Raw genomic sequence first — 13,857 nt, 5'->3', positions numbered from 1 at the left:
GATCGCGTTACGCGTCAATAAATACTCAGAACTTCGATTGAATCTTGATGCCCGCCACAATCGCGTCATCCACCTGATCTACGCCGCCAGGGTGCTTGACGTATTGCAGGTTGGGACGCACGGTCAGCCAGTTGGTCACGTGGAAGCCGTAGTAGATTTCAGAGTTGTATTCAGTGCTCTGGACCGGCAGGAAGCCAGGGTTGTCGTAATCGTTGATACCGCTGATCTGGTTGGCCAGACGCACGCGATCCTGCACATCGTCGTTGACGTGGATACGGGCAAAACCGATACCGATGTCATCTTTCGGACGCGAGTTGAACGGACCTTTGTACGTGAAACCGATCTGCTGGTAGTTGTCGACGAAGTTGGTCGCCTTGTCATGCACGGTGGCGTTGGCAAAGATACTCAGGCCGCGCGATGCATCGCCGTCATGAGCGGTCAGTTGCTGCTGGGCAACGACCCACCAGCCATGCTTGCTGCTGTGCGACTTGAACGCTGCGCCGGTAATCGCCTGCGCCTGACCATTCACGTCTTCATAGACGTCGTCGGCGTTAGGCGTGCTCTTGTAGTAACCGACACGGTACTCACCGGGCAACGAGTTGAAGGACGGTGTCCAGACCAGTTCGACCGGCAGGATCATCCCTTTGGTGCCACTGCCGCTGAGTTTGAAGCCGTTGCCGGTCTCCAGGTTGGACGGGTTCTGCTCGTATACACCCACCTGTGCGTACACTTCAGGCGTGATGTTGTATTTCACGCGCAAGGCCCACTGGCTGATTGGCCAGTTGTACCAGGTGTTCACGTAGTTACCGACCTGCGAGCCGCAGAAAGACAGGTTCTGGAAGTCGCACGGGAAGCTGTTGAAGTCTTCGCCCGGACCAAAGCGACCGGCTTTGACGTCCAGTGCGCCGTCAAAATATTTCTGCTTGACCCACATCTGAGTCAGACGCCAGGTCTGGCCACGACCCCAGACTTCCTGCGAGGAACTGAGCGTACCGGCACGAGGATCGCCGATCCGGTCATTGGAGATATTGCGTCCGCTACGCTCGGTAATCGCCAGCTTGAACTCCGCGTCCTGCCAGCCAAGAACCTTCTGCAGATCGACCTTCATGCCTAGCGCGAACTGATCGCTGTAGCGGCCGGTGGTGTCGTCGTTGTAACCGCCTTTCAGGTTGCTGGCCATCTCGGAAACGTATTCCAGCGAGAAGTCATAGCCCTTGTCGAGCAACTCGGTACGCTTGCCGTTCCAGTCGCCGGTCATCCAGGGTGAATCGGCAGCAAACGGTTCGGCTGCATGAACGCTGCTGGCCAGCCCCATGGCACCCAACACCGACAACGTGCTTACCAACTGAAGCCGGGAAAGCGTTTTACCTTTGGTGATCTTCTTCATCCCATCAATCCTCGTTTTATTGTTATTAGCTTTGGTAGACGTCTTGCTTCATTTACTGCTTGTGTTTACGACAGGCTGCTCCGGTGGCAGTCGAAGGCCGGCCAGTGCACCCGTTGCGCAATCTATCACTTGCGGTTCAACTGAGACACGTTGTTTACCCGCTCAGCCGAAGCCTGCTTCGCCAGGACGCCAAGACGTTCGCCGCTCTGCGCATCGAAAATCAGCACCTTGGAAGGGTCGAATTGCAGGGTCAGGCCCTCACCCACCTGCGGTGCGACATCCGGGGCCAGACGACAGCAGACCTTGCTCTGGTTCAGCGTTACAAACACCAGCGTGTCCGGACCGGTCGGCTCAGTCACCTGCACTTCGGCGCGAATAGTAGGCAGGCCGCTCTGTTCGTCGGACGCCAGCATAATCTGTTCCGGGCGAATGCCAAGAATGATTTCTCGATCTTCGAGCCCTGCATCGGAAACGCCCACCGGCAGTTTACAGCGCGCCTGACCGCTGTCGAGCAGCGCGAGCAACTGGCCATCTTTACGCTGCAGGCGTAGCGGGATGAAGTTCATCGGCGGCGAACCGATGAAGCTGGCCACAAACAGGTTGGCCGGATCGTTGTAGATCTGCTTGGGCGTACCGAACTGCTGAACGATGCCGTCCTTCATGACGGCCACTTTATCGCCCAGGGTCATCGCCTCGATCTGATCGTGGGTCACGTAGACCGTGGTGGTCTTCAGGCGCTGATGCATGAGTTTCATTTCAGTACGCATCTCGACCCGCAGCTTGGCGTCGAGGTTGGACAGCGGCTCGTCGAACAGATAAATCTTCGGCCGACGTGCCAGCGCACGGCCCATGGCAACCCGTTGCTGCTGACCGCCGGACATCTGCCCCGGCTTGCGATTGAGCAGGTGCTCGATCTGCAGCAGCTTGGCAACGCGGGCGACTTCTTCGTCGATGGCGGCCTGCGGCATCTTGCGAATTTTCAAGCCGAACGCAATGTTTTCGCGAACCGTCATGGTCGGGTACAGCGCGTAGGACTGAAACACCATCGCGATATCGCGGTCTTTCGGGCTGGTGCCGCTGACGTCTTCGCCATCGATCAGAATCGCCCCGCCGCTGATGTTCTCCAGCCCGGCGATGCAGTTCATCAACGTGGACTTACCACAGCCCGACGGGCCGACCAGAATCAGAAACTCGCCATCCTTGATCGACAGCTCGATGTTCTTGAGCGTGTCCGGCAGATTACTGCCGTAGGTCTTGTTGACGTTGCGTAATTCGAGAGTCGCCATGATTACCCCTTGACCGCGCCGGCTGTGAGCCCACGCAGGAAATACTTGCCAGCCAGTACGTAGACCAGCAGTGTCGGCAGACCGGCGATCATCGCCGCCGCCATGTCAACGTTGTATTCCTTGGCGCCTGTGCTGGTGTTGACCAGGTTGTTCAGCGCCACAGTGATCGGCTGAGACTCGCCACTGGAGAACACCACGCCGAACAGGAAATCGTTCCAGATCTGGGTGAACTGCCAGATCAGGCAGACCATCACGATGGGCGTGGACATCGGCAGAATGATGCGGCCGAAGATCGTGAAAAACCCGGCACCGTCCAGGCGCGCAGCCTTGACCAGTGCATCGGGAATGCTGACGTAGTAGTTACGGAAGAATAGCGTGGTGAACGCGAGCCCGTAGACCACATGAACGAACACCAGCCCGACGGTCGTATTGGCCAGCCCCATCTTGCCCAGCGTGAAGGAAGCAGGCAGCAGAACCGTCTGAAACGGCAGGAAGCAGCCGAACAGCAGAAGACCAAAAAACAACTGCGAGCCCTTGAAGCGCCACATTGACAGCACATAACCGTTAAGTGCGCCGATCGCGGTGGAAATCAGCACCGCCGGAACCGTGATCTTGATCGAGTTCCAGAAATAGCCATCAACGATATCCCAGGCCTTGATCCAGCCGATGGCGGTGACGACGCTCGGCAAACTCAACAAGTTGCCGGTGCCGATGTCCTCAGGCGTCTTGAAGCTGGTGAACAACATCACCACCAACGGCACCAGATAGATCAGACAGGCCAGCAACAGCACGGCGTAAATAACCACACGACTGAAGCTGATGCCCGGTTTTCCAACATGACTAGTCATGGCGTTTGGTCCTCAGCTCGGAATACAGATACGGCACCAGAATCGCCAGGATTGCGCCGAGCATCAGAATTGCACTGGCCGAGCCCATGCCCATCTGGCCGCGACTGAAGGTAAAGGAATACATGAACATGGCAGGCAGGTCCGACGAGTAACCGGGGCCGCCCGCTGTCATGGCCGCCACGAGATCGAAGCTCTTGATGGCAATGTGCGCGAGGATCATGACTGCGCTGAAAAACACCGGACGCAGACTTGGCAATACGACGCGCCAGTAGATCATCGGCAAACTCGCACCGTCCATTTGTGCCGCACGAATGATCGACTGATCGACGCCGCGCAGACCCGCCAGGAACAGTGCCATGACAAAGCCGGAAGACTGCCAGACCGCAGCGATGACCAGGCAGTACACAACGCGATCCGGATCAATCAGCCAGTCGAGGCGGAAACCTTCCCAGCCCCAGTCGCGCAGCATCTTGTCCAGGCCCAGGCCGGGGTTGAGCAGCCACTTCCAGGCCGTACCGGTGACGATCATCGACAGCGCCATCGGGTACAGATAAATAGTGCGGATCATGCCTTCGCGGCGGATGCGCTGGTCCAGCAGAACCGCCAGCAAAACCCCGATAACCAGGCTGATGGCAATGAACATGCCGCCAAACACCGCCAGGTTCTTGCTCGCCACCCACCAGCGGTCGTTGTCCATCAGGCGCGCATATTGCGCCAGACCGACCCACTTGTAGGACGGCAAAAACGTCGAGTTAGTGAACGACAGTGCGAAGGTCCAGAGGATGTAGCCATAGAAACCGACCAACACGATGAACATGCTGGGTGCCAGCACCAGTTTTGGTAGCCAGCGTTGCAGCGCATCCATTGGCGAGGCTTTGCTGTGCGCAGCGACAGAGTTCATCGGGAGTATCCCATCCGGTATATCGAATCCAGGCCGCAGCCGTGGGTGAAATCAATGAAGGATTTCAACACCACGGACGGCGGTTACAGGCAATTAATGACGAATTACTGGGCCGACTTGACCGCGGTGGCCAGTTTCTTGGCCGTTGCTGCCGGGTCGGCTTTCGGGTCATTGATGTAGTTGGTGATCACATCGAAGAAGGCGCCCTGAACTGCCAGCGTAGTCGCCATGTTGTGCGCCATGCTTGGCTGCAGACCGCCTGTTTTCGAGTCGGCCAGGAAGTCCTTGGCAGCGGTTTGTGCGCAGGAGTCAAAACCGTACTTGTTCATGTCCGCAAGCATGTCCTGGCGAACAGGGATCGAACCTTTGTTGATGCTGAAGACTTTCTGGAAGTCCTCACCCATCGCAACTTTGGCCAGATCCTGCTGAGCGGCAGTCGTGCCTTTGTCTTTCTGCTTGAACACCGCCAGCGAATCGATGTTGTAGGTGAAGGACTTGTCGGTGCCCGGGAAGGCTACGCACTGGTAATCCTTGCCCGCGACTTTCTTGGCGGCGGTCCACTCGCTCTTGGCCCAGTCACCCATGATCTGCATGCCGGCCTTGCCGTTGATGACCTTGGCCGCTTCCAGGTTCCAGTCCTGGCCCTTGCCATCGGCATCCATATAGGTGGCGACTTTCTTCAGTTCAGTCAGCGATTTGACCATGCCTTCGCCGGTCAGCGCGTCTTTGTCGAGATCGACCAGCGCCTTCTTGTAGCCATCAGCGCCCATGACCGAGAGCACGACGGCTTCAAACACGGTGCTGTCCTGCCAAGGCTGACCGCCGTGTGCCAGCGGAATGAAGCCGGCTTTCTTCAGCTTGTCGCCCGCTGCGTAGAATTCTTCGAGGGTGGCCGGTGCTTTTTCGATGCCCGCTTTTTTGAACACTTCGGGGTTGATCCACAGCCAGTTGACGCGGTGAATGTTCACCGGTACAGCCACGTAATCACCGTCGTACTTAACGGTATCGGAGACTTTCTTGTCCAGCAGGGAGTCCCACTTCTCGGCCTTGGCAACGTCTTTCAACGCGTCGGTATCGAGCAGGCCGGTAGACGCCCATTCCTGTATATCCGGGCCTTTGATCTGCGCAACGCCTGGCGGGTTGCCAGCTACGGCGCGGCTTTTGAGCACGGTCATGGCCGTGGCACCGCCGCCACCGGCGACCGCGCCGTCTTTCCAGACAAAGCCGTCTTTTTCAACTTGTGCTTTCAAGACATCGACCGCAGCTTTTTCGCCACCCGATGTCCACCAGTGCACCACTTCAACAGTGCCTTTGGATTCAGCGGCGGTGGCGCTCAGAGGGAACAACGAAGCGAGAGAGATGACAACGGCGAGACGTGACATGGAATTCATCGAATTGACCTTTCTTGTTGTTATGCCTGAGCAAGTCTGATGCTTGCGCTTCGTGGGAGTCTAACCAAGCCGGACGCCGCAACAGTAACGAAGGGATGCGAAAATGTCACAGGATGGTGACATTTGGCAAAGTCCCGGCCACAAAGGTCTAAAGGCCACTACGCGATCACTCATTCAACCGTCCGCGGTAGGTACAACGTCACCCGCAGCCCGCCACCGCGCAGGTTCTGCAAACTGACTTCACCGCCGTGACTGTGGGCGATGTTGCGGGCGATCCCCAGACCCAGGCCGTAACCCTGCTGCTGATTGCCCGCCAGACGAAAATGCGGCTCGAAGACGTGTTCGAGACGCTGTTCGGGAACGCCGGGGCCCTCGTCGTCCACGTGCAAGACAAACGCCTGCGCATCGTCTTCGACCTTCAAATGCGCTCGATGCCCGTATTTAAGGGCGTTGTCGATCAGGTTGCCAATACAGCGCTTGAGCGCCAGCGGCTTGCCGGGGTACGCAGCCAGCGCCTCGCCCTGTTGCGTAACCCGCCCGCTGCCATCAGCCAGCAGCCAGGGTTCGACCAGACAGTCCAGCAACGCATTGAGGTCGACCGGCTCGATATTTTCGTGAATGTCGGTGTCCTTGACGCATTGCAACGCGCCTTTGACCAACATCTCCAGTTCATCCAGATCGCGGCTGAACTTGCGTTGCAGCTGCTCGTCTTCCAGCAGTTCGACCCGCAGCCGCAAACGGGTGATGGGCGTGCGCAAATCGTGAGAAATCGCGCTGAACAGTTGGCCCCTTTCGGTCAGGTAGCGGCTGATCCGGGTGCGCATGGCATTGAACGCGCGGCTGACCTCGACCACTTCGCTGCCGCCGCCTTCATCCACCGGCACCACGTCCGCGCCTAGCGACATGTCCCTCGCAGCGCGCGACAGCCGTTTTAGCGGACGGCTTTGCCAGTGCACCAGCAAGCCGATGAACAGCAACAGAAAAAGACTGGTCAGGACGATGAACGAGACCTGCTGGAGAGGCAGCTCCTGCTCTTCGAGCGAGGTGTAAGGCTCGGGCAACAACGAGGCAATGTAAAACCATTCGCCCGGCGCCATTTCGATCTGTGTCACCAGCACCGGCGGGTTCACCGGTTCGAGCGTCAGCGCGTAATGCGCCCAGGAGCGCGGCAGCTCGTCGAGCTTCAGGCCGCTATTGAAAATCCGCAATTCTTCCGGGCGGGCAAACCATACGGTGATGGCCGGATCGTTGCCCATCCGCTGGCGCAACACTTCGCCGACGACGTCAAGCACCGCCTGTTTGCGCGGCGTGGGCTGCATGATCGGCATGTCCAGCGGGTGATCGTTTAGCGAGACCACGAAGCGTGTGCCGCCCATGCTGCGCAACTGATCCAGCACCATCGGCCGGTAAGCCAGCGGCAATGAGCGAAAGTAGCTGACACTGGCAGCCATCGAATACGCCAGGCTGCGCGCACTGGTGACCAGCCCTTCCATCTGTGTGGCACGCAGTTGCGACAGCCAGATCACGCTGGACAGCGCCTGAGCCATCAGCACCGCCAGCAAGGTGAGCAGCAGCATGCGGCCCAACAATGAGCGCGGCAGTGGCAGGCCGGCTTTTTTCCGGCCTGTGGCAAGCGGCTTAATAATTGCCGCCTGCTTGCGTGTTGACGTTCGCCGCCAGCAAGTAACCGCTGCCGCGTATGGTGCGAATCAGACGAGGCGACTTGCCGGTATCGCGCAAACGCTGGCGCAGGCGGCTGACCGCCATGTCGACGATGCGCTCCAGCGGCATCAGCTCGCGCCCACGGGTGGCGTTGCCGATGGTGTCGCGGTCGAGGATCTGCTGCGGGTTGTCGAGAAACAGCTTGAGCAGCGCAAAGTCGGCGCCGGACAGAATCACTTCTTCGCCATCGTTGTGAAACAGTCGATGGCTGACCATGTCCAGACGCCATTCATCGAACACGATCACATCGCCGCCCGCACGTTCCTGGCCGAACTGGGCACGGCGCAACAGCGCCTTGATTCTGGCCTGCAGCTCGCGCGGGCTGAAGGGCTTGCCGAGGTAATCGTCAGCCCCCAGTTCCAGGCCGATGACGCGGTCGGCCTCGTCGGAGCTGGCGGTCAGCATGATGATGGGCACATGCGGCTGGCGCGGATGCTGGCGCACCCATTTGCACAGACTGAAACCGTCTTCGTCGGGCAGCATGACATCGAGAATCAGCAAATCGCTCGACGCCTCGTTGAATGCCTGACGAAAACCGGCGCCATCGCCAACGGTGCGTACCTGAAAACCGGCGCGGCTCAGGTAGGTGTCCAGCAACTCGCGAATCTCCTGATCGTCATCCACCAGCAGGATCGATTTACTGACTGAACTCAAAATGGAGCGTCCTTGTTTGGCTGCAAAGCTTTGTTGTTATGGGATGTTGCTCAGATCTGCGAACCGAAAGCCTGTTGCAAGGCTACACCTGAACCCATCAGGCCGGGATATTCGGCGGTGACCAGCCAGACCGGCAGGCCTTTGAAATAGTCGCTCATCACGCCTTTTTCAGCCATGGCGCGCTTGAAGCCGCTGTTGATGAAGAAGTCGACGAACCTCGGGACCACGCCCCCGACGATGTAAACGCCGCCCAGGCCGCCCTGAACAAGCACGTTATTGCCCACCACGCGGCCCAGAAACACACAGAACTGTTCCAGTACCGCTGCCGCTACCGGATCGCCCGCCAGCGCTGCGGCAGTGATCGCGGCAGGTGACTTGAGCACCGCCTCGACGTTGTCCAGCGCGCAACTGACCTGATACAGCAGCAACAGGCCAGCACCACTGAGCACCACTTCGGCACTGACGTGCTCGCGTTCAGCCATCAGCCGCGCCCACAGCAACGCTTCGCGCGGGCTGCCAATCGGCAGGTCGGCATGCCCGCCCTCGCCCGGCAACGCCATCCAGCGACCGCCCTCCAGCTTGATCAGCGTACCGACGCCCAGACCGGTGCCCGGCCCAACCACGACACGCGGCCGATCCGGCTTGCCCTGACCATGGCAGACGGTCAGGTACTCGTCGTCCTTGAGGCGGGTCATGCCCAGCGCCATGGCGGTGAAATCGTTGATCAGCAGCAGGTGATCGACCTTGAGATCGGCGCAGAACGCTTCGCGACTGAGTTGCCAATGACTGTTGGTGAACTGAAACAGATCACCGTCGACCGGCCCGGCGACCGCCAGGCAGACGTAGCCGATATCACCGCGCTGCAGCTCAAGGTCCTGAAGATAGACTTCGATGGCTTTTTCCGGGCCGGCGTAGTCAATGGTCGGGAATACCCGGACAGAATGCAGCGTGTCGTCTTCCCATATGGCAAAACGTGCATTGGTACCGCCTATGTCACCGACCAGGGCCAACTTCACTTGAGCTTCTCCAGACTAGAGGTAAAGGCGCTGGCGCCTTGCTCTGCGGAGCTGAAGGCCATGCGCATGAATCCAAACAGCTCGCGACCGCAGCCAACGCTGTTGTCGAGCTGATTGCCGGCCGGTTCGCGGACGGCCAATTCTGACGCCTCGACCAGCACTTGTAACGTGCCTTTTACGCCATCGACGCGGATCACATCGCCATCGCGCACCAGTGCCAACGGGCCACCATCGAACGCTTCAGGGCAGACGTGAATCGCTGCCGGGATCTTGCCCGAAGCGCCCGACATCCGTCCATCGGTCACCAGCGCAACCTTGAAACCCCGGTCCTGCAGAACGCCCAGAAACGGCGTCATCTTGTGCAGCTCGGGCATGCCGTTGGAGCGTGGCCCCTGGAAACGCATCACGGCAACGAAATCACACTCCAGCTCGCCGGCCTTGAACGCATCAGCCAGGTCCTGCTGATCCTCGAATACCTTGGCCGGAGCCTCGACGATCTGGTGCTCGGGAGCAACAGCAGAAACCTTCATCACGCCGCGGCCCAGATTGCCCTCCATGACCCGCAGGCCACCTTCCGGCGAAAACGGACGCGATACCGGGCGCAGGATATTTTCATCCAGGCTTTCCAGCGGACCTTCGCGCCAGACCAGCTTGCCGTCTTCCAGAAAGGGTTCTTTGGTGTAGCGGCTTAGGCCGTAACCGGCCACGGTGTTGACGTTTTCGTGCAGCAGGCCTGCAGCGAGCAACTCGCGAATCAGGAACGACATGCCGCCGGCGGCCTGGAAATGGTTGATGTCCGCCTTGCCGTTCGGATACACGTGGCTGAGGGTCGGCACCACTTCCGACAGATCGGCCATGTCCTGCCAGGTCAACTGGATACCGGCAGCCTGGGCGATGGCGGGCATGTGCAGCGTGTGATTGGTCGAGCCGCCCGTCGCGTGCAGCGCGACAATGGAGTTGACCAGCGAGCGCTCGTCGACAATTTCGCCGATCGGCATGAAGTTGCCGCTCTGTTTGGTCAGACGGGTGACCTGCTGCGCCGCCTCGACAGTCAGCGCATCGCGCAATGGCGTGTAAGGATTGACGAACGAAGCACCGGGAAGGTGCATGCCCATGACTTCCATCAGCAACTGATTGGTGTTGGCCGTGCCGTAAAAGGTGCAGGTGCCGGGGCCGTGGTAGGACTTCATTTCCGAGTCCAGCAGCTCTTCGCGAGTGGCCTTGCCTTCCGCGTAACGCTGCCGCACGTCGGCTTTTTGCTTGTTGGAAATCCCCGACACCATCGGCCCGCCCGGCACGAAAACGGTCGGCAGATGGCCAAAACGCAGCGAGCCCATCATCAGGCCGGGGACGATCTTGTCGCAGATACCCAGCATTAGCGCGGCATCGAACATGTTGTGCGACAACGCCACGGCGGTAGACATGGCGATCACTTCGCGGCTGGCGATGGCCAGTTCCATGCCCGGCTCGCCCTGGGTCACGCCATCGCACATGGCGGGCACGCCACCGGCAAACTGACCGACCGATCCAATGTCACGTAACGCCTGTTTAATCTGCGCAGGAAAGTGTTCGTAGGGCTGATGCGCCGAGAGCATTTCGTTGTAGGAAGAGACGATCGCCACGTTGGCGGCATTCATCAGACGCAGGTTTTGCTTGTCTTCCGGGCCGCAGGCAGCGACCCCGTGAGCAAAGTTGGCACATTGCAGTTTGCCGCGCATCGGGCCTTCGCTCGCTGCACCGCGAATCAATTCAAGATAACGCTGACGGGTGTCACGGCTGCGAGCGATGAGCCGCTCGGTTACCTCAAGAATGCGGGGATGCATGTGATGAACTCCAGGCTAACGTCTAAGGTCACCCGTAAAGACGGTTCCGGTTTTCGAGCAGTGGCGGTCAGGGAGCAGAACCCTGATCTCGATCAACCGGGAGGGCCTTTCAGGCTTGTAGTTGTAGATAAAACAAAATATTGCCACTAAAAAGGCTTGTTTTCTATTTCTATGAGAATAATCTTGTAATTCCAACAACAAATTTAGAAGGACGGCTGTATGACTCTTCGTATCGCAATCAACGGTTTTGGCCGAATCGGCCGCAACGTCCTACGCGCACTGTATACCCAAGGCTACCGTCAGGACCTGCAGGTCGTCGCCATCAACGATCTGGGCGACAGCGAAATGAACGCACACCTGCTGCGTTTCGACACCGTACACGGCCCGTTCAGCGGCACGGTCGAGTGTGACAAGGAAAGTCTGACCGTCAACGGTGACCGTATTTCGGTCAGCGCCATCCGCAACCCGGCCGAACTGCCGTGGAAAGCGCAGAACATCGACGTGGTGTTCGAATGCACCGGCCTGTTCACCAGCCGCGACAAGGCTGCGGCGCACCTGACTGCCGGTGCGCGCAAGGTGATTATCTCCGCCCCGGCCAGCGGTGCCGATGCCACCATCGTCTATGGTGTCAACCACGACACGCTGCGCCAGTCGCACCAGATTATCTCCAGCGCATCATGCACCACCAACTGCCTGGCACCGGTCGCGCAAGTGCTGCACCGTGAACTGGGTATCGAAAGCGGCCTGATGACCACCATCCATGCCTACACCAACGACCAGAACCTGATCGACGTCTATCACACAGACCCGTACCGCGCACGTTCGGCCACCCAGTCGATGATCCCGAGCAAGACCGGCGCTGCCGAAGCGGTGGGCCTGGTACTGCCGGAACTGGCAGGCAAACTGACCGGCATGGCCGTTCGCGTCCCGGTGATCAACGTTTCGCTGGTCGACCTGACCGTAACCCTGAAACGTGAAACCACGGCTGAAGAAGTCAATGCGCTGATGAAAGAAGCCAGCCAGCACTCGAAGGTCCTGGGTTACAACACCCTGCCGCTGGTCTCCCACGACTTCAATCACAACCCGCTGTCGTCGATCTTCGACGCCAATCACACCAAAGTCAGCGGCAAATTGCTCAAGGTTCTGTCCTGGTACGACAACGAGTGGGCGTTTTCCAACCGCATGCTCGACAACTGCCTGGCGCTGCATAACGCGCAGTAACCGTTTCATGAGCAGCTGGACGTGATGGCTGGTGTCACCGCAGGCAGCTCTTACCGGAACGCAGGAACGAGACACTGCCGGAACAAATATTTACCGATCCACGCTTGACCCGACCAGAAGATGAGAAGCATTATCATTTGCTTGAATCTTTGGTCGGGCTCTCCTTGTGTCGCAGTCTCGCTTCAATGACGTCTTTCTGGCCCAACGTACCGTGCTGTTGCGCACGCCAAGCGCCTGCTCGCCAGCCTGAGCACGCTCAACCCGTTCAACTTGCGACTGAAACCCTTGCGCAGCCGCGTTAGCCTTCAGTGTGGCAGCGTGTCCGCCCGCACTGGAAACCGCCGCCGTTCTGCTGCTGGGGCTGTTCAGCTTCAGCAATCTGCCGTTACGCCTGCAAGCGGATCACCTGACCGTGGCAGGAAGCGCAACTTGATCAAGGAGCGATTGCAGCTTTCGAGCGATTCAATGTACTGCTGCAGCATGCCTACATCGATGCACCTGTAGCCGAAGTAGCTCAGGCATGAAAAAGCGCCCGGTGCTGTTAAGCTGGCCGGGCTTTCCGAACCTGCCTGTAGAGACCATGACGTACAAACCACCCGGCTCCCGACTTTCACGCCTTTTATACGGCATCCTCGCCTACACCGCGCTTGGCATAGGCATCGTTGCGATCTTCGTTCCTGGCCTGCCGACCACCGAATTCATTCTGCTGGCGGCCTGGGCAGCGACACGCAGTTCGCCGCGGCTGAACGCCTGGCTGGAAAACCATCGGGTATTCGGGCCGATCCTGTACAACTGGCGTAATGGCCGACTGGTCGCCCGTAAGGCCAAAATCAGCGCAACCGTCAGCATGCTGGTGTGCGCGGTGGTCATGCTGAGCCTGATCGGTCATGCCTGGTGGCTGTATCTGGCACTGACCGGGATGGCACTGGGCAATATCTGGATATGGTCGAGACCCGAGCCCGCCAAAGCTGACCGTGAGCATTGACCGAGACAGCAGCACATGAGCGCCGCCACACGCATAACGCTGAACCGGCCGGACACGATTAGTGTCTGACTGAGCACACTCATCACCTGATGGAGTCATTTCATGTACGAGCCAGGCCATCTGCACCTCACCTACGTAGCGCTGCAACCGTCGGATATCAGCTATGACATTCACTTGCGCTACGACGTCAACGAAGACCCAAAGGAAGGCACCTCCATGCATTTCACCATGCAGGGTGAAATCGGTGGCAAACCGTTTGAAGAGCAGTTCCAGCTGACACGCGATCTGGCTTTCAACTTCGCTCGTAACGCCAGCCGCATCGCCATCAGACACGGTCTGCACAACTCCGCCGCTTTGCCCATTGCGCAACATAAAGACTACGACCGGATGTTCGACGACATTCGCGACAAACTGAACGTCAAGTCGGGCGATCCGGTCAAGCCGGAGCATCTGGAATAGGCTTGAGCGGTAAGCTTCAAGCCGAGATTGTCTTGCCCACACTGGAGCGCTCATCTCGATAAGTCCGGAAATCGGGCTTCTGCCCGGAGGGCGTGGGAGCGGACTTGTCCGCGAAGGGCTGCGAAGCGGCCCTGAATTCAGCTGCCTTGGTTATGTCTGGCACA

At 58.9% G+C, this 13,857-nt stretch carries 12 protein-coding genes and 1 pseudogene; 4 read left to right on the top strand and 9 right to left on the bottom strand.

All coding sequences use genetic code 11. The features are described from left to right. Positions 1-25: 25 nt before the first annotated feature. From ABJ99_RS21010 to edd, 9 genes are all read right to left on the bottom strand, one after another. A complete protein-coding gene (locus tag ABJ99_RS21010; protein WP_007253023.1) occupies positions 26-1,387 on the bottom strand; it encodes a carbohydrate porin in 1,362 nt (453 codons plus the stop codon). Positions 1,388-1,512: 125 nt separating this feature from the next. Continuing rightward, a complete protein-coding gene (locus ABJ99_RS21005; protein ID WP_054087444.1) occupies positions 1,513-2,673 on the bottom strand; it encodes an ABC transporter ATP-binding protein in 1,161 nt (386 codons plus the stop codon). Positions 2,674-2,675: 2 nt separating this feature from the next. Beyond that, positions 2,676-3,521, bottom strand: a complete 846-nt coding sequence (locus ABJ99_RS21000) for a carbohydrate ABC transporter permease (RefSeq protein WP_054087443.1) — start codon at positions 3,519-3,521, stop codon at positions 2,676-2,678. Continuing rightward, positions 3,514-4,422 carry a carbohydrate ABC transporter permease gene (locus tag ABJ99_RS20995; protein ID WP_054087442.1) on the bottom strand — a complete coding sequence of 303 codons (909 nt, stop codon included), beginning with the start codon at positions 4,420-4,422 and terminating at the stop codon, positions 3,514-3,516. The genes ABJ99_RS21000 and ABJ99_RS20995 overlap by 8 nt, the downstream gene beginning before the upstream one ends. A gap of 104 nt (positions 4,423-4,526) precedes the next feature. Then, positions 4,527-5,813: an ABC transporter substrate-binding protein gene (locus ABJ99_RS20990; RefSeq protein ID WP_054087441.1), complete on the bottom strand. Its 1,287-nt coding sequence runs from the start codon at positions 5,811-5,813 to the stop codon at positions 4,527-4,529. 170 nt (positions 5,814-5,983) lie between these two features. Next, on the bottom strand, positions 5,984-7,390 hold the full coding sequence (locus tag ABJ99_RS20985; RefSeq protein ID WP_054087527.1) for an ATP-binding protein: 1,407 nt from the start codon (positions 7,388-7,390) through the stop codon (positions 5,984-5,986). 61 nt (positions 7,391-7,451) lie between these two features. Beyond that, a complete protein-coding gene (locus ABJ99_RS20980) occupies positions 7,452-8,189 on the bottom strand; it encodes a response regulator (protein WP_054087440.1) in 738 nt (245 codons plus the stop codon). 50 nt (positions 8,190-8,239) lie between these two features. Beyond that, positions 8,240-9,205: a glucokinase gene (locus ABJ99_RS20975; protein WP_054087439.1), complete on the bottom strand. Its 966-nt coding sequence runs from the start codon at positions 9,203-9,205 to the stop codon at positions 8,240-8,242. Next, positions 9,202-11,028 (bottom strand): phosphogluconate dehydratase, encoded by a 1,827-nt coding sequence (gene edd, locus ABJ99_RS20970; protein WP_054087438.1) that lies wholly within the window; start codon positions 11,026-11,028, stop codon positions 9,202-9,204. Before edd ends, ABJ99_RS20975 begins: the two co-directional genes overlap by 4 nt. Positions 11,029-11,247: 219 nt before the next feature. Here edd and gap point away from each other — a divergent pair, with 219 nt between their 5' ends. The 4 genes and pseudogenes from gap (at position 11,248) to ABJ99_RS20955 (ending at position 13,693) form a co-directional block, all read left to right on the top strand. Beyond that, positions 11,248-12,249 carry a type I glyceraldehyde-3-phosphate dehydrogenase gene (gene gap / locus ABJ99_RS20965; protein ID WP_054087437.1) on the top strand — a complete coding sequence of 334 codons (1,002 nt, stop codon included), beginning with the start codon at positions 11,248-11,250 and terminating at the stop codon, positions 12,247-12,249. Positions 12,250-12,665: 416 nt separating this feature from the next. Next, positions 12,666-12,773 (top strand): annotated as a pseudogene (locus ABJ99_RS28425) (biliverdin-producing heme oxygenase); the annotation flags it as partial. After that, the gene (locus ABJ99_RS20960) at positions 12,770-13,234 is read left to right on the top strand and encodes a YbaN family protein (RefSeq protein ID WP_007253009.1); all 465 of its coding nucleotides are present in this window, start codon (positions 12,770-12,772) and stop codon (positions 13,232-13,234) included. The pseudogene ABJ99_RS28425 and the gene ABJ99_RS20960, both read left to right, overlap by 4 nt. A gap of 102 nt (positions 13,235-13,336) precedes the next feature. Next, positions 13,337-13,693, top strand: a complete 357-nt coding sequence (locus ABJ99_RS20955; RefSeq protein ID WP_054087436.1) for a DUF5064 family protein — start codon at positions 13,337-13,339, stop codon at positions 13,691-13,693. The last annotated feature ends 164 nt before the right edge of the window (positions 13,694-13,857 follow it).

Origin of the sequence: Pseudomonas syringae pv. cilantro, assembly GCF_001293775.1 — a bacterium.
Taxonomy (GTDB): domain Bacteria; phylum Pseudomonadota; class Gammaproteobacteria; order Pseudomonadales; family Pseudomonadaceae; genus Aquipseudomonas; species Aquipseudomonas syringae_P.
Note: the sequence above shows the minus strand (reverse complement) of the source record. Positions and strands in the feature narration are given on the sequence as shown.

Excerpts from the sequence above, each read along its gene's own strand:
- gap (WP_054087437.1), top strand. The coding sequence starts at position 11,248 with ATGACTCTTCGTATCGCAATCAACGGTTTTGGCCGAATCGGCCGCAAC.
- ABJ99_RS21010 (WP_007253023.1), bottom strand. The coding sequence starts at position 1,387 with ATGAAGAAGATCACCAAAGGTAAAACGCTTTCCCGGCTTCAGTTGGTA.
- ABJ99_RS20955 (WP_054087436.1), top strand. The coding sequence starts at position 13,337 with ATGTACGAGCCAGGCCATCTGCACCTCACCTACGTAGCGCTGCAACCG.
- ABJ99_RS20990 (WP_054087441.1), bottom strand. The coding sequence starts at position 5,813 with ATGAATTCCATGTCACGTCTCGCCGTTGTCATCTCTCTCGCTTCGTTG.
- ABJ99_RS21000 (WP_054087443.1), bottom strand. The coding sequence starts at position 3,521 with ATGACTAGTCATGTTGGAAAACCGGGCATCAGCTTCAGTCGTGTGGTT.
- ABJ99_RS21005 (WP_054087444.1), bottom strand. The coding sequence starts at position 2,673 with ATGGCGACTCTCGAATTACGCAACGTCAACAAGACCTACGGCAGTAAT.
- ABJ99_RS20960 (WP_007253009.1), top strand. The coding sequence starts at position 12,770 with ATGAAAAAGCGCCCGGTGCTGTTAAGCTGGCCGGGCTTTCCGAACCTG.
- edd (WP_054087438.1), bottom strand. The coding sequence starts at position 11,028 with ATGCATCCCCGCATTCTTGAGGTAACCGAGCGGCTCATCGCTCGCAGC.
- ABJ99_RS20995 (WP_054087442.1), bottom strand. The coding sequence starts at position 4,422 with ATGAACTCTGTCGCTGCGCACAGCAAAGCCTCGCCAATGGATGCGCTG.
- ABJ99_RS20985 (WP_054087527.1), bottom strand. The coding sequence starts at position 7,390 with ATGCTGCTGCTCACCTTGCTGGCGGTGCTGATGGCTCAGGCGCTGTCC.